At 73.1% G+C, this 17,703-nt stretch carries 16 protein-coding genes and 1 riboswitch; of the genes, 7 read left to right on the top strand and 9 right to left on the bottom strand.

All coding sequences use genetic code 11. From position 1 onward, the window contains the following. The first annotated feature begins 162 nt into the window (after positions 1–162). Both ACX6XY_RS13530 and ACX6XY_RS13535 read left to right on the top strand, forming a co-directional pair. Positions 163–1,809, top strand: a complete 1,647-nt coding sequence (locus ACX6XY_RS13530) for a sensor histidine kinase (RefSeq protein WP_460329755.1) — start codon at positions 163–165, stop codon at positions 1,807–1,809. Then, positions 1,806–2,654: a response regulator transcription factor gene (locus tag ACX6XY_RS13535; RefSeq protein WP_460329758.1), complete on the top strand. Its 849-nt coding sequence runs from the start codon at positions 1,806–1,808 to the stop codon at positions 2,652–2,654. Before ACX6XY_RS13530 ends, ACX6XY_RS13535 begins: the two co-directional genes overlap by 4 nt. A 6-nt stretch (positions 2,655–2,660) precedes the next feature. On the opposite strand, the gene ACX6XY_RS13540 is transcribed toward ACX6XY_RS13535, so the two are convergent. Together ACX6XY_RS13540 and ACX6XY_RS13545 are read right to left on the bottom strand one after the other, a co-directional pair. Next, positions 2,661–4,013 carry a metallophosphoesterase gene (locus ACX6XY_RS13540; protein WP_460329760.1) on the bottom strand — a complete coding sequence of 451 codons (1,353 nt, stop codon included), beginning with the start codon at positions 4,011–4,013 and terminating at the stop codon, positions 2,661–2,663. 72 nt (positions 4,014–4,085) lie between these two features. Beyond that, a complete protein-coding gene (locus tag ACX6XY_RS13545) occupies positions 4,086–4,328 on the bottom strand; it encodes an SCO4848 family membrane protein (protein ID WP_460329762.1) in 243 nt (80 codons plus the stop codon). Positions 4,329–4,416: 88 nt separating this feature from the next. On the opposite strand from ACX6XY_RS13545, the gene ACX6XY_RS13550 reads away from it, so the two are divergent. Then, positions 4,417–5,676 (top strand): D-alanyl-D-alanine carboxypeptidase family protein, encoded by a 1,260-nt coding sequence (locus ACX6XY_RS13550; protein ID WP_460329764.1) that lies wholly within the window; start codon positions 4,417–4,419, stop codon positions 5,674–5,676. Here the strand turns inward: ACX6XY_RS13550 and ACX6XY_RS13555 are convergent. From ACX6XY_RS13555 to ACX6XY_RS13575, 5 genes are all read right to left on the bottom strand, one after another. Further along, the gene (locus ACX6XY_RS13555) at positions 5,636–6,628 is read right to left on the bottom strand and encodes a YihY/virulence factor BrkB family protein (protein ID WP_460329766.1); all 993 of its coding nucleotides are present in this window, start codon (positions 6,626–6,628) and stop codon (positions 5,636–5,638) included. The genes ACX6XY_RS13550 and ACX6XY_RS13555 overlap by 41 nt on opposite strands. A 111-nt stretch (positions 6,629–6,739) precedes the next feature. Continuing rightward, positions 6,740–7,636, bottom strand: a complete 897-nt coding sequence (locus tag ACX6XY_RS13560; protein ID WP_460329768.1) for an RNA polymerase sigma-70 factor — start codon at positions 7,634–7,636, stop codon at positions 6,740–6,742. Further along, positions 7,633–8,832 (bottom strand): NAD(P)/FAD-dependent oxidoreductase, encoded by a 1,200-nt coding sequence (locus ACX6XY_RS13565; protein ID WP_460329770.1) that lies wholly within the window; start codon positions 8,830–8,832, stop codon positions 7,633–7,635. Before ACX6XY_RS13565 ends, ACX6XY_RS13560 begins: the two co-directional genes overlap by 4 nt. A 146-nt stretch (positions 8,833–8,978) precedes the next feature. Next, positions 8,979–9,695: an isocitrate lyase/PEP mutase family protein gene (locus ACX6XY_RS13570; RefSeq protein WP_460329772.1), complete on the bottom strand. Its 717-nt coding sequence runs from the start codon at positions 9,693–9,695 to the stop codon at positions 8,979–8,981. A gap of 14 nt (positions 9,696–9,709) precedes the next feature. Continuing rightward, complete coding sequence (locus tag ACX6XY_RS13575) at positions 9,710–10,207, bottom strand: carboxymuconolactone decarboxylase family protein (protein WP_460329774.1); 498 nt, start codon at positions 10,205–10,207, stop codon at positions 9,710–9,712. A 47-nt stretch (positions 10,208–10,254) separates the two neighbouring features. Between ACX6XY_RS13575 and pdxR the strand changes: the two genes are divergently transcribed. Continuing rightward, positions 10,255–11,649, top strand: a complete 1,395-nt coding sequence (gene pdxR / locus ACX6XY_RS13580; RefSeq protein WP_460329776.1) for a MocR-like pyridoxine biosynthesis transcription factor PdxR — start codon at positions 10,255–10,257, stop codon at positions 11,647–11,649. Positions 11,650–11,891: 242 nt separating this feature from the next. On the opposite strand, the gene ACX6XY_RS13585 is transcribed toward pdxR, so the two are convergent. Both ACX6XY_RS13585 and rocD read right to left on the bottom strand, forming a co-directional pair. Next, positions 11,892–12,599, bottom strand: coding sequence for a polysaccharide deacetylase family protein (locus ACX6XY_RS13585; protein WP_460329778.1), 708 nt, complete (start codon positions 12,597–12,599; stop codon positions 11,892–11,894). Positions 12,600–12,788: 189 nt separating this feature from the next. After that, the gene (gene rocD / locus ACX6XY_RS13590) at positions 12,789–14,063 is read right to left on the bottom strand and encodes an ornithine--oxo-acid transaminase (protein ID WP_460329780.1); all 1,275 of its coding nucleotides are present in this window, start codon (positions 14,061–14,063) and stop codon (positions 12,789–12,791) included. A gap of 42 nt (positions 14,064–14,105) precedes the next feature. After that, positions 14,106–14,192: riboswitch (ZMP/ZTP riboswitch) on the top strand. Between the two features lie 43 nt (positions 14,193–14,235). On the opposite strand from rocD, the gene ACX6XY_RS13595 reads away from it, so the two are divergent. The 3 genes from ACX6XY_RS13595 to ACX6XY_RS13605 all read left to right on the top strand — a co-directional run bounded on the left by ACX6XY_RS13595 (position 14,236) and on the right by ACX6XY_RS13605 (position 17,510). Next, positions 14,236–15,720 carry a glycine hydroxymethyltransferase gene (locus tag ACX6XY_RS13595; protein WP_460329782.1) on the top strand — a complete coding sequence of 495 codons (1,485 nt, stop codon included), beginning with the start codon at positions 14,236–14,238 and terminating at the stop codon, positions 15,718–15,720. 103 nt (positions 15,721–15,823) lie between these two features. Continuing rightward, complete coding sequence (gene trpS, locus ACX6XY_RS13600) at positions 15,824–16,837, top strand: tryptophan--tRNA ligase (protein ID WP_460329784.1); 1,014 nt, start codon at positions 15,824–15,826, stop codon at positions 16,835–16,837. 76 nt (positions 16,838–16,913) lie between these two features. Further along, positions 16,914–17,510, top strand: coding sequence for a 2'-5' RNA ligase family protein (locus tag ACX6XY_RS13605; RefSeq protein ID WP_460329786.1), 597 nt, complete (start codon positions 16,914–16,916; stop codon positions 17,508–17,510). Positions 17,511–17,703: the final 193 nt, after the last annotated feature.

Raw genomic sequence — 17,703 nt, forward strand, 5'->3', positions numbered from 1 at the left:
CAAGCAGCGGGAGAAGCGCGCGGGAAGGGGGGCCGGGCGTTGTGCAGCTATTGGCGATAACGAAAGTTGTGGACATAGTGTTCACGGCCCGAGAGCGCCGGGTGGCGGCACAATGTCGACCGCACGGTGAGTGAGCCGGGAAAGCGAGACAGGGAGGGTGATGTGGGGCGGATATCCCGGCTGTTCGCGCCTCGGCTGTCGCTCGCCGGGCAGTTTCTGGCCCTGCAGCTCGCGCTGGTCGTCGTCGTACTCGCCGTCATCGCGGCCGTGTCGGTGGCCCAGTCGAACGCGCAGTTCCGCCGCGCCGAGGGCCGTCGGCTGCTGAGCGTGGCGGAGACCGTCGCCTCCACCGACGCCGTACGGGTCGGCCTCGCCGACGCCGGCGAGCAGGGCATACTCCAGCCCGCCGCGGAGAGCGCGCGCAGCGTCTCGGGCGCCACGTACGTGATCATCGCCGGTACGGACCGGCAGGTGCTCACGGACATCGACCCGCGGCGGATCGGACGGCGGCTCCCGCTGGGCGCCAGCGAGGTGTTCTCCGGACGCTCCTGGGTAGGCAGCGCCGAGCCCGCTGGCCGGGACGCGGTGGAGGCGCATGTGCCGGTGTTCGGTGAGCGGGGCCGACTGCTCGGCGCGGTGGTCGCCGGGCGCGCGTACCCCGACCTGGGGGCGCGGATCGCCACCGCGGCGCCGTACCTGCTGGTCTATCTGGGCATCGCCAGCGCGCTCGGCGCGGCGGGCTCGGTGCTGCTCGCGCGCCGCATCAAGCGGCAGACGCTCGGCCTCGAACCCGGCGAGATCACCGCCCTGGTGGAGCACCGGGAGGCGATGCTGCACGGGATCAAGGAGGGGGTGATCGGCCTGGACGGGCAGGGCAGAGTGACGCTCGCCAACGACACCGCCGTGGACCTGCTGCGGCTGCCCGCCGACGCGCCGGGGCGCACGCTGGACGAGCTGGCCGTCGATCCGGCGCTGCACGACGTGCTCGCCGGGCGGGTGCGGGGCGTCGACCAAGTGGTGATCGCCGGAGACCGGATGCTGACGCTCAACCGGATGCCGCTGGTCACCAGGGCCGGGACCAGCGGCTCGGTCACCACGATGCGCGACCTGACCGAACTGGTCGCGCTCCGCAGCGAGCTGGACACCACCCGCAGCGCCACCAACACGCTGCGCGCCCAGGCGCACGAGTTCCACAACCAGCTCCATGTGATCGCCGGTCTGGTGGAGTTGGCGGAGTATCCGGAGGTGGCCCGCTATGTGCGCGGGATCAGCGGCACCCACACCCGGCGCACCGCCGAGGTGATCTCCAAGGTCGCCGACCCCTCGCTGGCCGCGCTCCTGATCGCCAAGGCGAGCCTCGCCGCCGAGCAGGGGGCCGCCCTGCGGATCACCGACGGCAGCGGACTCGGGCAGGTCGCCGACGCCCTCTCGTCGGACCTGGTGACCGTGGTCGGCAACCTCGTGGACAATGCGCTCGACGCGGTGCGCAACACCGGGCCCGACAGTTGGGTCGAGGTGGAGCTGACCGAGCGGGATACGGCGGTACGGGTCCGGGTGCGGGACTCGGGGCCCGGTGTCGCGCCCGAACTCACCGAGGAGATCTTCCGGCACGGCTTCACCACCAAGACGGCGGCGTCGGGCGGCCAGCGCGGCGTCGGACTCGCCATCGTGCGGATGACCTGCGCGCGGCGGGGCGGTTCGGTCACCGCGGACGGCGCGGAGTTCCGGGCGGTGCTGCCGCGGGCGGCCGAGCCGGATAAGGCCACCGTGTCGCACGCGTCCACGTCGGCGGAAGGAGAGGTTCCATGATCAGAGTGCTGGTCGTCGACGACGATTTCATGGTGGCCCGGCTGCACAGCAAGCTGGTCGAGCGGGCCCCCGGCTTCACGGTGGTCGGCGAGGCCCGCAGCGGCGCCGACGCGCTGGCCGCGGTGCGCGAGCTGCGCCCCGACCTGATGCTGCTGGACATCTACCTGCCGGACATGAGCGGGCTTGCTGTGCTGCGCGAGCTGCGCCACGGGCAGGGACCGCCGGGCGACGTGGATGTCCTGGTGGTGACCGCGGCGCAGGACGCGGACACGGTGCGGGGGGCGCTGCGCGGGGGCGCCGTGCACTACATCATCAAGCCGTTCGAGGCGCCCGTGCTGCATGAGCGGCTGGCGCACTACGCCCGACGGCACGAGGAGCTCAAGACGATCGCCACGCCGGGCCAGAACGACGTCGACCGGGTATTCGGCACCGCCCGCCCGGCCGCCGCTCCCGCGCCGGGCCTGCCGTACGGGCTGCCCGCACCGTCCGCGCCCGCCGCTGCCGCTGCCGCTCCTGCTTCTCCCGGCCCGAGCGTGCCGCCCATGCCGTCCGCGCCGTCCGCGTCGGCCATGCCGTCCGTGTCGGCCGTGTCCGGTACGACCGTCGCGCCCGCCCGGCTGCCCAAGGGCGTCACCGAGCAGACCGCCGAGCTGGTGGCCCGCGCGCTCGCCGCGCACCCCGAAGGCGTATCGGCCTCCGAATGCGCCGCGCACAGCGGCCTGTCCCGCGTCAGCGCCCGCCGCTATCTGGAGTTCTTCGTCTCCACCGGGCGCGCGGTCGTCACCCTGCGGTACGGCACGACGGGGCGGCCCGAGCGGCGCTACCGCTGGGGCCGGGCCGGTTGAGCGGGGTCAGGTCCGCTTGGACGCCAGGGTGACCACGGTGATGTCCGACGGCGCGCCCACCCGGACCGGCGGGCCCCAGGCGCCCGCGCCGCGCGTCACGTACAGCTGGGTGTCGCCGTAGCGTTCGAGCCCGGCCAGGGTCGGGTTGGCCAGGTCCGCGACGAAGTTGCCCGGCCACAGCTGGCCGCCGTGGGTGTGTCCGGACAGCTGGAGGTCGACGCCGTGCCGCACGGCGTCGTGGATGGCCACGGGCTGGTGGGCGAGCAACACGGACGCGCGGCCGGTGTCCCGGTCGCCGAGCGCCTTGTCGTAGTCGGGGCCCTGGCCCTCGTTCTCGCCCGCGATGTCGTTGACGCCCGCGAGGTCGAAGGCTCCCAGCTCGACCCGCGCGTTCTCCAGCGGGTGCAGCCCCAGCTCCCGTACGTGGTCGACCCACGCCTCCGCCCCGGAGAAGTACTCGTGGTTGCCGGTGACGAAGTACGAGCCGTGCCGGGACCGCAGCTGGGCGAGCGGCTCGGCGGCCTGGCCGAGGTCGGCCACGCTGCCGTCCACCAGGTCGCCCACGACGGCGACCAGGTCGGGCTGCTGGGCGTTGATGGTGTCGACGATGCGCTGGGTGTGGGCGCGGCCGAGTATCGGGCCGAGGTGGATGTCGCTGACCACCGCGATCCGGTAGCCGTGCGCGGCGCGGTCCAGCTTGGCCAGCGGTACGGTCACGTTCTTGACGCGCGGGCCGCGCAGCACCCCGTAGGCGCCGTAGCCGACGGTGCCGACGGCCGCGGCGAGCGCCGCGCCGCCGACCGCGCGCGAGACGAACAGACGGCGGGACAGGTCACGGGACGCGGGCGCGGAGGCGGGCGCGGCGTTCGGCTCGGGGGCGGGCGACGCCTCGGCGTCGGGCGCGGGCTCGGGCTCGGGGGCGGTGGCGGGCTCGGGCACGGTGGCGCCGCCGCGTGCCGGGACCGGCGCCGCCTCCCGTACGGGGGTCTCCCGTACGGGTGCCCGCTGGGCGGTCGCCGACGCCGCCCGCGACGCCGCCCGCCGCTCCAGGAACCTCCGCAGCAAGGGCCGTACGGCCTCGCCCACCAGCAGCGCCAGCAGGACGTACATGGCCAGCGCCAGCCACAGATAGCCGGGCCAGGCCAGCGCCTGCTGCACCGGGAACGGCAGCCCGGCCCGCCCGCTCACCAGCGCGCCGGCCATCAGCAGCGGACCGGCGACGAACACGGCCGTGCCCGCGCGGCGGCCCACGCCACGCGGCGCCGTGGTGTCCCGCACCAGCCTGCGCCAGACGTACCAGTGCAGGGTGGCGAGGACCGCGAGCACGGCCAGGACGACGAGCACGACCAGGACGATCACTTCAGGCACTCCCTCTGACGATCAGGTCAGGCACTCCAGCGCTCCCAGCACTTCCGGCACTCCCGGCACTTTCTAGGACGTGCGCCGCAGCACTCGCAGCGATCGGAACCCGATGCCTCCGACCACCGTCCCCAGAACAAAGGACGTCACAGCGAGCAGCAGATGAACCCAGAAGTACGCGGTCGGATCACCGGCGTCGTCGAAGGCGAGCCCGCTCGCGTCCTTCCACAGATTCTTGATGAAAGTGACCCAGATGACCCAGGACCACACCCCGAAGGCGAGCAGGAACCAGGAGACGGGGCGGCTGAGCTTCATGGGCCCAGTATCGCGGCCGTCCGTTTCGTGCCGTCGCCGGGGTGCGCCGGGTCTGGTGTTCCGCGCCACACGCTGTACGTTTCCGACCGTGCACGCCTTTAAGAAGACCGCCGCCGTGGTCACTTCTGTCACTTTGTTGAGCATCTCCGTCACTGTCCCCGCGCTCGCGGACGACGAGCCGGACGACAAGCCGAAGCCACCGGCCTCGATGTCGACGGTCGGCGGGACCCGGCTGGGGCAGCCCGGCACCCAGGTCGAGCTTCGCGGCGACGCCCCGGTGCTGCCGAAGAAGCTGACCGGGCGCTCCTGGATCGTGGCGGACGCCCAGTCCGGCGAGGTGCTCGCCGCGCACAACGCGCACTGGCGGCTGGCCCCGGCGAGCACGATGAAGATGCTCCTCGCGGACACCCTGCTGCCGAAGTTCCCGAAGACGCGGAAGCACACGGTCGCCCCCGAGGACCTGGAGGGCATGGGGGAAGGCAGCAGCCTGGTCGGCATCAAGGAGCACCAGACCTACACGGCCCACGATCTGTGGCTCGGCGCCTTCCTGCGCTCCGGCAACGACGCGGTCCACGTCCTGTGCGCCATGAACGGCGGCAAGGCGAAGACCGTACGGGACATGAACCAGCACGCCCGTGAGCTCCAGGCGCTCGACACGAAGGTGGTCAACCCGGACGGCTACGACGCCAAGGGCCAGGTCTCCAGCGCGTACGACCTCACGCTGATCGCCCGCTCCGGGATGCAGAAGAAGGACTTCCGGGAGTACGCCGCCACCGTCAAGGCCAAGTTCCCCGGCGCGGAGAAGGACGGGAAGAAGGGCGAGCCCTTCGAGATCCAGAACACCAACCGGCTGCTCACCGGCGCGAACGGGGTGACCCCGTATCCGGGCATCGCGGGCGTCAAGAACGGGTCCACCACATACGCCGGAACGACCTTCACCGGGGTCGCCGAGCGGGACGGCACGGTGCTCCTGGTCACCGTGATGAACCCGGAATCGGACGAGAGCCACGCCGTCTACAAGGAGACCGCGCGGCTCCTCGACTGGGGCTTCGCCGCGTCCGGCAAGGTGGACCCGGTCGGCGAGCTGGTGCCGCCGCGGAACGTGAAGGTGAGGGGCGAGGCGTCCGAGGCCGCGCCCGCGCCCGGCAAGGAGCAGGACGGGGCGAAGAAGGAAGAGAAGGGCGGCGCGGACGGCACGGCCGCGGCCTCGGACGCGGACGGCGAGCAGAGCGGGTCCAGCGGTCTGGGGATCGCGCTCGCGGTCGTCGGGGGTGTGCTCGCGACCGTCGGCGCGGGGGTGTTCCTGGTCAACCGCCGGTGGCCGCTGGGCCGCCGGGCCGGTTCCTGACGTCCGGCTGGGCCTCGGCGGCGTCCGGGTCGCCCCGCGCCGGGGGTTCTTCCCCCGGCTCCTCCGGCTCCTCCGGCTCCTCCGGCTCCTCCCGCTCCTCCCGCTCCTCCGCTCCCGTCGCCGTCCACGCGGCGCAGAACACCAGCAGCTTCGCGGTCAGGTTGATCCAGATCAGCAGCGCCACCGGCACGCCGAACGCGCCGTACATGGACTTCGCGGCGACGCCCTTCATATAGCTGCCGAGCAGCGCCTTGAGCAGCTCGAAGCCGACCGCGCCGATGAGCGCGGCGACCACCAGGCGGCGGCGCGGCGGCTGCACACCGGGCAGCAGGGTCAGCACGTAGAGGAGGATCAGGAAGGCCGCGAGGACCGCCAGCGCCAGCACGGAGACCAGCAGCACCCAGCGGACCGGGCCCTCGTCGTCGAGCCCCAGCCGCCGTACGAACCAGAACAGCGCGGTGTTGCCGACGGCCGAAGCGGCCAGCGAGAACAGCCCGGTCAGGCCGAGCCCCGCCAGGACGCCCGCGTCCTTGAGCTTGCGCAGGAGGGGGTTCTCGTCGGTGTCCTCCAGGCCCCAGACCGCGCGCAGGGACTCCCGCATCGAGCCGACCCAGCTGATGCCGGTGAACAGCAGCAGGGCGCCCGCGACGAGGCCGACCGTGCCCGCGTTCTGCACCAGCGTGGCGATGTCCAGCTGCTCGGAGATGCCGGGCACCTGCTCGGCGAGCTTGTCCTGGAGGTCCTGTTGCTGCTGGGTGCTGAGCGTCGCGGCGGCGATCGCGGCGGCGACGGTGAGCAGCGGGAAGAGCGCGAGGAAGCTGGTGAAGGTCATCGCGGCGGCGAGCCGGGTCCAGTGGGCCCGGTCCAGGGTCTCGTACGAGCGCCATAGGTGAGTGGTCATCAGCCGTGTGACGAGCGGGCCGATCACGGGGAGCTTCTTCAGCCAGTCCATACGCCCAGAATCCCAGCCGGGCGGCCCGCGGACCGGCGGCCGCGCCCCCGAGGCGTGTCCGCGCGTCGGGGGCGGGGCGGCGGCGTACCGGTGGTGCTACCGGTGGTGCTCTCAGCGCAGGGTGAGCGGCGTCGCGGACTCGACGCGGGTCAGCTTCTCGGGGTTGCGGACGTAGTACAGGCGGGTGATGAGGCCGTCCTCGACGCGCATCACCGCGACGCCGTCGAGCTCGCCGTCCAGGCGGACGAACATGGCCGGGTCGCCGTTCACCGTGGTCGCTTCCAGGGCGACCCTGCCCGCGAACCTGCTGGTGCCGCCGAGGAACATGCGCGTCACCTTGTCGGCGCCGACGACCGGGTGGCGCGCGGCGCTCTTGACGCCGCCGCCGTCGGACACCAGGACGACGTCGGGGGCGAGCACGTCGAGCAGCACCTGCGGGTCGCCGGTGTCGAGCGCGCGCTGGAACGACTCCGCGGCCGCCTGGGACTCGCGCGGCGACACCGCACGGCGCGGGCGGCGGGCGTCCACGTGCTGGCGGGCGCGGTGGGCGATCTGGCGGACCGCGGCGGGGGTCTTGTCGACGGCGGCCGCGATGTCGTCGTAGCCGACGTCGAAGGCCTCGCGCAGCACGAAGACGGCGCGCTCGGTCGGCGACAGCGTCTCCAGGACGAGCATCAGCGCCATGGACACGCTCTCGGCGAGTTCGACGTCGTCGGCCACGTCCGGCGCGGTGATCATCGGCTCGGGCAGCCAGGGGCCGACGTACGCCTCCCTGCGGCGCTGCACGGTGCGCAGCCGGTTGAGCGACTGCCGGGTGGTGATCCGGACCAGGTAGGCGCGCTGGTCGCGTACCTGGTCCAGGTCGGCCTTGACCCAGCGCAGCCAGGTCTCCTGGAGGACGTCCTCGGCGTCGGCGGCCGATCCGAGCATCTCGTAGGCGACGGTGAAGAGCAGGTTGCGGTGGGCGAGGAACGCCTCGGTCGCCGGGTCGGCAGCGTGGTCGGTCATCCCTGGGCCTTCTCCTTCACCGGTGTGCTCTGGGCGCGCAGCTGCTGTCCGCGCATGGATCCCCCCGACATCCGGTGCAGACGGTACCCGCCGGGCTTGCGCGCCTCGCCGGTCAGGTACTTGACGACGCTGACGCACACGAATTCCTTGAGCCATGCTCCAGTGCGGCCGCCGATGTGGAGCGGCACCGCCACGTCGTGCCTGCGGGCGAGCTGGACGACAGCGGCGTCCCGGCCCAGGCTGACGCACTGCCCGGTGAACATCTGGTTGAGGGTGTCGGGCTGCTCGCCCGCGAGCCTGCTGAGTACGGTGTCGGCGGCCCGCGCGCCCAGCGGCATCGCGGCCTGGCAGCTCATCCGCAGCGGCAGGCCGGACGGCGCGGCCGCGTCACCGGCCGCGACGACGCGCGCGTCGTCCACGCTCGTCAGGGTCTCGTCCGTGAGCAGGCGGCCCAGGGCGTCGGTGGTCAGCCCGCTGCGCGCGGCCAGGTCGGGCACGCTGAAGCCCGCGGTCCAGACGGTGACCTCGCTCGGCAGCTCCCGGCCGTCGGCGAGGCGTACGGCGTCGCGGGTCACGGCGGTCACCTTCGCGCCGGTGCCGTCGATGATCGTCACGCCGAGCTCGGCCAGCTGCTTGGCGACCGCGCGCCGACCGCGGGGGTGCAGGTACGGGCCGAGCACGCCGCCGCAGACCAGGGTCACCGCGCGGCCGGTCTCCGCCAGTTCGGCGGCGGTCTCGATACCGGTGGGGCCGCCGCCGACCACCGTCACCGGGGCGGTCGCGGGCGTGGCGTCGACGGCGGACCGCAGCCGCCGGGCGTCCTCCAGGGTGGCGATCGGGTAGGCGGACCCGGCCGCGCCCGGCACGTTCAGGTCGGCGCTGCCGCTGCCCACCGCGTAGACCAGGTAGTCGTAGCCGAGCGTGCCGCCGGTCGCCAGGCTCAGGTCGCGCCCGGCCGTGTCGATCCGGGTGACGGTGTCGACCACGAGGTGGACGCCGTCGGCCAGGACGTCCCGGTAGGCGACGAGCGCGTCACCGGACCCGGCCGCGTACTGGTGCAGCCGGACCCGGTGGACGAAGGTCTCGCGCGGGTTGACCAGCGTCACGGTCACGCCGTCGCGCAGGGTCAGCCGGTTCGCGGCCATCACGCCCGCGTACCCGCCGCCGATCACTACCACGTGTGCGTTGTCGGCCATGGTGTCTCCTCCGTGTCCCGCCCCGTATCAGGGGAGCCCGTATCAGGGGTTCGGTCACAAGACACCGCGTCCTCGGCCGCTGTGACAGCACGTGACCTAGATCACGCGCCCGCGCCGATCCGTCGTCGGCCGCCGCCAGTCCGCTGTCAGTCCGCCGTCAGTCCGCGCACCGTCTCTGCCAGGGAGGCCAGCGCCGCCTGGTGCAGGCCGGGCCCGAACGTGATCCGGGTCGCGCCCGCGTCGCCCAGCTCGCGCACACTCGCACCGTCCGGCCGCGCATGGGCGTTGAGGGGCGCGTCGACGCCCGCCCGCAGCTCCGGCAGCGCCGCGACCGGCGCGTGGATCGGGTACACGCAGTCCGCCCCCGCGGCCACGTACAGGCGGGCCCGGTCGACAGCGGCCGCGGGGTCCGGCACGCCCCGGATGAACGTGTCCACGCGCGCGTTGAGAAAGAGCCGATCCCCCGCCTCGGCCCGCACCTCCGCCAGCCAGTCCGCGTGCCGCCGCGGGTCCTGGAGCACCCCGTGCACGGAGTCCTCCAGGTTCACGCCGACCGCGCCGGTGTCCAGGGTCCGGGCCACCAGCTCCTTCGGGGCCAGCCCGTACCCGGACTCCAGGTCCGCGGAGACCGGCACGGACACGGCCCGGACGATCCGGGCCACCGCCGCGAACATCTCCGCGGCGGGCACGGCCCCGTCCTCGTAGCCGAGCGCGGCCGCGACCCCGGCACTGGGCGTCGCCAGCGCCGGGAAACCGGCCGCTGCCAGGAGCCGGGCGCTGGCGGCGTCCCACGGTCCGGGCAGGACCAGCGGGTCGCCGGGGGCGCGGTCGTGGTGCAGCGCCCTGAAGGCGTGTGCGGTCATCGCCGCGCCCGCCGCTACTTCAGGTCGCCGGGCTGGTAGTGGCCCGGCACCATCCGGGTGGACACCGCGAAGCGGTTCCAGGAGTTGATGGTGACGATCTGGGCGATCAGGTGGGCCAGCTCCCGCTCGTCGAAGTGCTTGGCCGCCTTCTCGTAGACCTCGTCCGGGACGAAGCCGTCGGTCAGGACGGTGACCGCCTCGGTCAGCTCGATCGCCGCGATCTCCTTCTCCGTGTAGAAGTGCTTGGACTCCTCCCAGGCGCTGAGCTGGACGATCCGCTGGACCGTCTCGCCCTGGGCGAGCGCGTCCTTGGTGTGCATGTCCAGGCAGAAGGCGCAGTGGTTGAGCTGCGAGGCGCGGATCTTGACGAGTTCGGCGATGACGGGGTCGACCCCCTTCGCGGCGGCCGCCTCGGCCCTGGCTATCGCCCGGTAGACCTCGGGGGCGTGCTCGGTCCAGTTGAGCCGGGGGGTGTGCTCGGGTACGTACGCCGGTGCGTTCTCTGTGGTCATGGGTAAGAACTTAACGACCGGGCAGCCCAGGGGTATGGTCCATTTCCATGCCGGAATCTTGGGCCAGTCTGGGCGTCGACCTGCATCTGGACTTGCGGGCCTCGGGGCTGCGCCGCGGCCTGACCGACGCGCTGCGCGAGGCCGTACGCGGCGGTCGGCTCGCCCCCGGCACCCGGCTGCCGTCCTCGCGCTCGCTCGCCGCCGACCTGGGCATCGCGCGCAACACCGTGGCCGACGCGTACGCGGATCTGGTGGCGGAGGGCTGGCTGACCGCGCGGCAGGGCTCCGGTACGCGGGTCGCGCGGCGGGCGGTGCCGCGTCCGGCCGCGCCGCCGAAACCGGCGCGCGGGGGCGGCTCGGTGGCGTACAGCCTGCTGCCGGGCACTCCGGACCTCGCGTCCTTCCCGCGCGCCGAATGGCTCAAGGCGGCCCGCCGGGCGCTGGCCGCGGCCCCGAACGACGCGCTCGGCTACGGCGATCCGCGCGGCCGGATCGAGCTGCGCGCCGCGCTGGCCGACTATCTGTCGCGGGCCCGTGGCGTGTACGCGGACCCGGACCGGATCGTCGTCTGCTCGGGCTTCGCGCACGGGCTGACGCTGCTGGCGAAGGTGCTGCGGGAGCGCGGGGTGCGGGATGTCGCGGTGGAGTCGTACGGGCTCGACGTCCACTGGGAGCTGCTGGCGGCGGCCGGGCTGCGGCTGCCGCCGCTGCCGCTCGACGCGCTCGGCACCCGTACCGACGAGCTGACGGCGATGCGACCGGGCGCGGTGCTGCTGACGGCCGCGCACCAGTTCCCGCTGGGGATGCCACTGTCGCCCGAGCGGCGGGCCGAGGCCGTGGAGTGGGCGCGGCTCAGCGGCGGGCTGATCCTGGAGGACGACTACGACGGCGAGTTCCGCTATGACCGGCAGGCGGTCGGGGCGCTGCAGAGCCTCGACCCGGACCGGGTGGTCTATATGGGGACGGCCAGCAAGTCCCTGGCGCCGGGGCTGCGGCTGGGCTGGCTGGTGCTGCCCGGCTCGCTCGCGTCCACCGTGGCCGAGGCCAAGGGGCCCGAGGACTGGGCCTGCGGGGCTCTGGATCAGCTGACGCTCGCGGAGTTCCTCACCTCGGGGGCGTACGACCGCCATGTGCGCGCCGCGCGGCTGCGCTACCGGGGGCGGCGTGACCAGTTGGTGGCCGCGCTGCGGGAGCGCGCGCCCGAGGTGACGGTGAGCGGGATCGCGGCCGGGCTGCACGCGGTACTCGAACTCCCGCCCGGCACCGAGCAGTCGGTGCTGCGCGGCGCGGCCTGGCAGCGCCTGGGCCTGCTCGGACTCAGCCGCTTCCGCCACCCGGACACCGAAGCCCCCACGCGCGACGCGCTGGTGGTGGGCTACGGAACCCCGCCGGACCACGCGTGGTCCGGCGCCCTGGACGCACTCTGCCGGGTACTCCCGTAGCCACACGGGCCCCAACACGGGCCCGACACCGCCCGCCCGCCCGCAGCCAGCCACGCCGCACGCCCGCACGCCTGCCGCGGGTGCCGGGGCATCGTGCTGCGCGAGCGAGGCGGGACGCTGGCCGCGGAGGGCCCGGTCGCCGCCCGGCACGCAGCCGCGCTGACGCGCCGCACGCCCGGCGGCGGGGCGGCCGCTGCCGGGCGGGCGGGACGGATGGACGGAACGGACGGGCTGACCGGGCGTCAGTCGGTGAGGTACTGGCGGAGCTTCGCGGGCTTGAGGCCCGCCGCGTCGGCGGCGGCGAGTGCGCGGGTGAGGTCGGCCTCCAGGGTCGGGCCCATGTGCAGCAGGACGATGTCGCCCGGCTGGAAGTCCCGCGTGGGCTGCTGCCCCCAGGACAGGTCGTGGGCCCACATCACCAGCGCCTCGGCGCCGCAGGCGCGCGCCGCGGTGCGGGTGTCGTCGTTGTGGTAGGGCCAGGGGTACGTCGCCCCGCCCGAGGGGCGGAAGAGGCGCGGGCTGTCGCCGAAGGCGGCCAGTTGCCGGTCGCGGGCGCCGCAGATCTCCGCGCGCTGCTCCGACTCGCTGAGCGCGGTCAGGTCAGGGTGGTTGACCGTGTGGTTCTCGACTCGTGACGGGCCGTTGGCCAGGAGGGTGCGGTAGTAGTCCGGGTACGTCTCGTACGCGCCGGGCAGCAGGAAGAGCGAGGCCGGGATCTGGCGGTCGAGGAGCAGCTTTTGCGCGTCGGCCGCCTGGTCGGCTCCCCAGCCGTCGTCGATGGTGAGGAAGACGACGGGGTCGTCGGTGTCCACCTGGCTGACCACGGGGACCGGCTCGGGCCACTGCGCGGCCGGGGTGGCGGCCCCTGCCTGGGCGGACCCGGTGAGGCCAAGGAACAACAGCATCGGGGCGAGTGCGGCGAGTGCTCTGCGTGTTCTCTTCTTCGGCATGCCCGCATCATTGGTCCAGACCAACTGTCGCGTCAATGGACGGTTTTGAGGTTGACGCGAAGGCCGCTGTTGACGTGCCGCCGCCCGATCCGCCGCCGCCCGGCCGGTCCGCCGCACGCCACCTCGCCGGCCGGTCCGCCGCCACGATCACCCCGCGGCGGGCGGACCGGCCAGCGAAGGAGACAGCCCTCAGCCCGCCAGCGTCTCCCGGAGCTGCTCCAGGCCCCAGTCCAGGTCCTCCTTGCTGATCACCAGCGGCGGCGCGATCCGGATCGTGGAGCCGTGGGTGTCCTTGACCAGCACCCCGCGGTCCATCAGCTTCTCGGAGATCTCCCGCCCGGTGCCGTACGCCGGATCGATGTCCACGCCCGCCCACAGCCCGCGCCCCCGCACCGCGCGCACCGCGCCGCCGGTGAACAGGCCCAGCTCATGGTGCAGATGCTCGCCCAGCTCGGCGGCCCGCTGCTGGAACTCCCCGGTCCGCAGCATCGCGATCACCTCAAGACCCACCGCGCAGGCCAGCGGATTGCCGCCGAACGTCGAGCCGTGCTCGCCCGGCCGGTACACGCCGAGCACCTCGGCGCTCGACACCACCGCGGACAGCGGGACGACCCCGCCGCCCAGCGCCTTGCCCAGGATGTACATGTCGGGCGTCACACCCTCGTGTTCGCAGGCGAACGTCCGGCCCGTACGGCCGAGCCCGGACTGGATCTCGTCCGCGATGAACAGCGCGTTCCGCTCCCGCGTCAGCTCGCGTACGCCCGCCAGATACCCGGCCGGGGGTACCAGCACCCCGGCCTCGCCCTGGATCGGCTCCAGCAGCACGGCCACGGTGTTCTCGGACACCGCGTGCTCCAGCGCGGTGAGGTCGCCGTACGGCACGATCTCGAAGCCCGGCGTGTAGGGCCCGAAGTCGGCCCGCGCCTCCCGGTCCGTCGAGAAACTGATGATCGTGGTCGTACGGCCGTGGAAGTTGTTCCCCGCGACGACGATCTTCGCCCCGCCCTCCTTGACGCCCTTGACCCGGTACCCCCACTTCCGCGCGGTCTTCACCGCGGTCTCGACCGCCTCCGCGCCGGTGTTCATCGGCAGCACCATGTCCATGCCGCAGAGCTCGGCCAGCCGCGTGCAGAACTCCGCGAACCGGTCGTGGTGGAACGCCCGCGAGGTGAGCGTCACCCGGTCCAGCTGGGCCTTGGCCGCCTCGATCAGACGGCGGTTGCCATGGCCGAAGTTGAGCGCCGAGTACCCGGCGAGCAGATCGAGATAGCGACGGCCCTCGACGTCCGTCATCCAGGCGCCGTCCGCCGTCGCGACCACGACGGGCAGCGGGTGGTAGTTGTGCGCGCTGTGCGCGTCGGCCGCGGCGATGGCCAGGTCTGTTGCAGTCGTACGAGACACGGGATCTCCGTTCGTTCTGCGGTGCGGGGCGAGGGTGGTGCCCCTTTCTATCCTCGTTCGCATGCTGGACGAAGAAAACTCGCCCGGCGTCGCCAGGTAGTCTGCCCTCAGGACCGTGACTGGCGTGCTGAGATGGGACAGACCATCGGGGAGCGGTCCTTGACCTGTGTGCCGCGCGCCTGGGCCGACCCGTGTACGAACTGATGTGAACGTCACGTCCGGAGGTCCGTCCGCCATGCCAGAGCCTGCCAAGCCCACCCACGCCGCCGCGTCCGCCGCATCCACCGCGGCTACCGCGTCCACCGCCTTCCGCAGCGCGCTCGACGTGATCCGCGAGGTCGAGCCGCGGGTCGCCGACGCCATCGGCCAGGAGCTCACCGACCAGCGCGAAATGCTCAAGCTGATCGCCAGCGAGAACTACGCGTCCCCCGCCACGCTGCTCGCCATGGGCAACTGGATGAGCGACAAGTACGCCGAGGGCACCGTCGGCCGCCGCTTCTACGCGGGCTGCCGCAACGTCGACACCGTCGAGGCGCTCGCCGCCGAGCACGCCCGCGAACTCTTCGGCGCCCAGCACGCCTACGCCCAGCCGCACTCCGGCATCGACGCCAACCTGGTCGCCTTCTGGGCCGTGCTCGCCCAGCGGGTCGAGGCCCCCGCCCTGGAGCGGGCCGGGGCCCGCCAGGTCAACGACCTCTCCGAGCAGGACTGGGCCGAACTCCGCCGCGACCTGGGCAACCAGCGCATGCTCGGCATGTCCCTGGACGCGGGCGGCCACCTCACCCACGGCTTCCGCCCCAACATCTCCGGCAAGATGTTCGACCAGCGCAGCTACGGCACCGACCCGAGCACCGGCCTGCTCGACTACGAGGCCCTGCGCAAGACCGCGCGCGAGTTCCGGCCCGCGATCATCGTCGCGGGCTACTCGGCCTACCCGCGCCTGGTGAACTTCCGCGTCATGCGGGAGATCGCCGACGAGGTCGGCGCGACCCTGATGGTGGACATGGCCCACTTCGCGGGCCTGGTCGCGGGCAAGGTCCTCACCGGCGACTTCGACCCCGTACCGCACGCCCAGATCGTCACCACGACCACCCACAAGTCGCTGCGCGGCCCGCGCGGCGGCATGGTGCTCTGCGACTCCTCACTGGCCGACCAGGTCGACCGCGGCTGCCCGATGGTGCTCGGCGGCCCGCTGCCGCACGTGATGGCGGCGAAGGCGGTGGCGCTCGCCGAGGCCCGGCAGCCCGCCTTCCAGGACTACGCCCAGCGCGTCGTGGACAACTCCCGCGCACTGGCCGACGGGCTGCTGCGCCGGGGCGCGACCCTGGTCACCGGCGGCAGCGACAACCACCTCAACCTGATCGACGTCGCCTCCTCCTACGGCCTCACCGGCCGCCAGGCCGAGTCCGCGCTCCTCGACTCGGGCGTGGTCACCAACCGCAACGCCATCCCGGCCGACCCGAACGGCGCCTGGTACACCTCCGGCATCCGCATCGGCACCCCCGCGCTGACCAGCCGCGGCCTCGGGGCCAGGGAGATGGACGAGATCGCCGCGCTCATCGACACGGTCCTCACCACATCGCAGCCCGGCACCACCGGCAAGGGCACGCCGTCCAAGGCGCAGTACGTCCTGGACCCGAAGATCGCGGACGAGGTCGCGCACCGCGCGACGGATCTGCTGGCCGACTTCCCGCTGTATCCGGGCATCGACCTGAGCTGACGGCGGCGGGTGGGGGGCGCGGGCGTGCCCCCCCACCCCCCCACCACACCCCCCACACCCACCTGTGCCCGAGCCAGTCCCCGCACCTGAGACAATGACGGGCATGGCCTCTGTTAGTCCCCGCGCGCTCTCCGGCATCCAGCCCACCGCAGGTTCCTTCCACCTCGGGAACTACCTCGGCGCGATCCGTCAGTACGTCGCCCTGCAGGAGACCCACGACGCGTTCTACATGGTCGTCGACCTGCACGCGATCACCGTTCCGCAGGACCCGGCCGAGCTGCGCGCCAACACCCGGCTCGCCGCCGCGCAGCTGCTCGCCGCCGGTCTCGACCCGGAGCGCTGCACCCTCTTCATCCAGAGCCACGTCCCCGAGCACGCGCAGCTCGGCTGGGTGATGAACTGCCTCACCGGCTTCGGCGAGGCGTCCCGGATGACGCAGTTCAAGGACAAGTCGGCCAAACAGGGCGCGGACCGCGCCACGGTCGGGCTGTTCACCTACCCCGTGCTCCAGGTCGCCGACATCCTCCTCTACCAGGCCGACCAGGTCCCGGTGGGCGAGGACCAGCGCCAGCACGTCGAGCTGACCCGCGACCTCGCCGAGCGCTTCAACGCGCGCTTCGGGCAGACCTTCACGGTCCCGGCCGCGCACATCGTCAAGGAGGTCGCCAAGATCTACGACCTCCAGGACCCGGCGGTCAAGATGAGCAAGTCGGCCTCCACGCCCAAGGGCCTGGTCAACCTGCTCGACGAGCCCAAGACCACGGCCAAGAAGATCAAGAGCGCGGTCACCGACACCGAGGCCGAGATCCGCTTCGACCCGGAGCACAAGCCGGGCGTCAGCAACCTCCTCACCATCTACTCCACGCTCACCGACACCGGAATCCCGGAACTGGAGCAGAAGTACCAGGGCAAGGGCTACGGTGCGCTGAAGACGGACCTCGCCGAGGTGATGGTCGAGTTCGTCACACCGTTCCGCGCGCGCACCCAGGAATACCTGGACGACCCGGAGACGCTGGACTCGATCCTCGCCAAGGGCGCGGAGAAGGCCCGGACCGTCGCCGCGGAGTCACTCGCCCAGGCGTACGACCGGGTGGGCTTCCTGCCCGCCAAGCACTGACCGACCGACGGCACCGGAACCGGCCGACCGCACAGGAACCGGCACGCACCCGCCGACCGCACAGGAGGAGAACGACGTGGGGACCGTAACGCTCGGCGTTTCGATCGCGGTCCCGGAGCCCTACGGCAGCCTGCTCCAGGAGCGGCGCGCGGGCTTCGGCGACCCCGCGGCACACGGCATCCCCACCCACGTCACGCTGCTCCCGCCGACCGAGGTCCCGGCGGCTTCGGTGCCCGCGATCGAGGCGCATCTCGCGGAGGTGGCGGGCGCGTCCCGCCCCTTCCCGATGCGGCTGCACGGCACCGGCACCTTCCGGCCGCTGTCGCCGGTCGTCTTCGTCCAGGTCGTCGAGGGCGCGGCGGCCTGCACCTGGCTGCAGAAACGGGTGCGGGACGCGTCCGGCCCGGTCGCGCGCGAGCTCCAGTTCCCGTACCACCCGCATGTCACGGTGGCGCACGGCATCGCCGAAGAGGCCATGGACCGGGCCTACGACGAGCTCAGCGGGTACGCGGCCGACTGGTCCTGCACCGGCTTCGCGCTGTACGAGCAGGGCGCCGACGGCGTGTGGCGCATGCTCCGCGAGTTCGGCTTCGGCGCGCCGACGGTTCCCGCGCAGGCCGAGGCCCCGGCCCCGGAGGCCGACGGCGCCCCGGCGAAGCCGTACGCGTACTGACCCGCACGAGCCGTACGCGTACGAGACCCGCACGAGCCGGACCCGCACGAGCCGGACCCGCACGAAAACGACCGGTGCCGGGGGCCCCCCCCCCGGGGGGGCCCCGCCCCCGGGGGGGGCGGCCCCGCCCGACCGCACGGCCCGCAGCAGAGCCCGCAGCGACGTGGGCGCGGCGCGCAGCACGACGTCCGGG

The sequence above is a fragment of the Streptomyces sp. O3 genome (assembly GCF_054788135.1).

Coding starts and splice junctions, on each gene's coding strand:
- ACX6XY_RS13535 (WP_460329758.1), top strand. CDS start 1,806: ATGATCAGAGTGCTGGTCGTCGACGACGATTTCATGGTGGCCCGGCTG.
- ACX6XY_RS13545 (WP_460329762.1), bottom strand. CDS start 4,328: ATGAAGCTCAGCCGCCCCGTCTCCTGGTTCCTGCTCGCCTTCGGGGTG.
- ACX6XY_RS13555 (WP_460329766.1), bottom strand. CDS start 6,628: ATGGACTGGCTGAAGAAGCTCCCCGTGATCGGCCCGCTCGTCACACGG.
- ACX6XY_RS13560 (WP_460329768.1), bottom strand. CDS start 7,636: ATGACCGACCACGCTGCCGACCCGGCGACCGAGGCGTTCCTCGCCCAC.
- ACX6XY_RS13565 (WP_460329770.1), bottom strand. CDS start 8,832: ATGGCCGACAACGCACACGTGGTAGTGATCGGCGGCGGGTACGCGGGC.
- ACX6XY_RS13570 (WP_460329772.1), bottom strand. CDS start 9,695: ATGACCGCACACGCCTTCAGGGCGCTGCACCACGACCGCGCCCCCGGC.
- ACX6XY_RS13575 (WP_460329774.1), bottom strand. CDS start 10,207: ATGACCACAGAGAACGCACCGGCGTACGTACCCGAGCACACCCCCCGG.
- pdxR (WP_460329776.1), top strand. CDS start 10,255: ATGCCGGAATCTTGGGCCAGTCTGGGCGTCGACCTGCATCTGGACTTG.
- ACX6XY_RS13585 (WP_460329778.1), bottom strand. CDS start 12,599: ATGCCGAAGAAGAGAACACGCAGAGCACTCGCCGCACTCGCCCCGATG.
- rocD (WP_460329780.1), bottom strand. CDS start 14,063: ATGCGAACGAGGATAGAAAGGGGCACCACCCTCGCCCCGCACCGCAGA.
- ACX6XY_RS13595 (WP_460329782.1), top strand. CDS start 14,236: ATGCCAGAGCCTGCCAAGCCCACCCACGCCGCCGCGTCCGCCGCATCC.
- trpS (WP_460329784.1), top strand. CDS start 15,824: ATGGCCTCTGTTAGTCCCCGCGCGCTCTCCGGCATCCAGCCCACCGCA.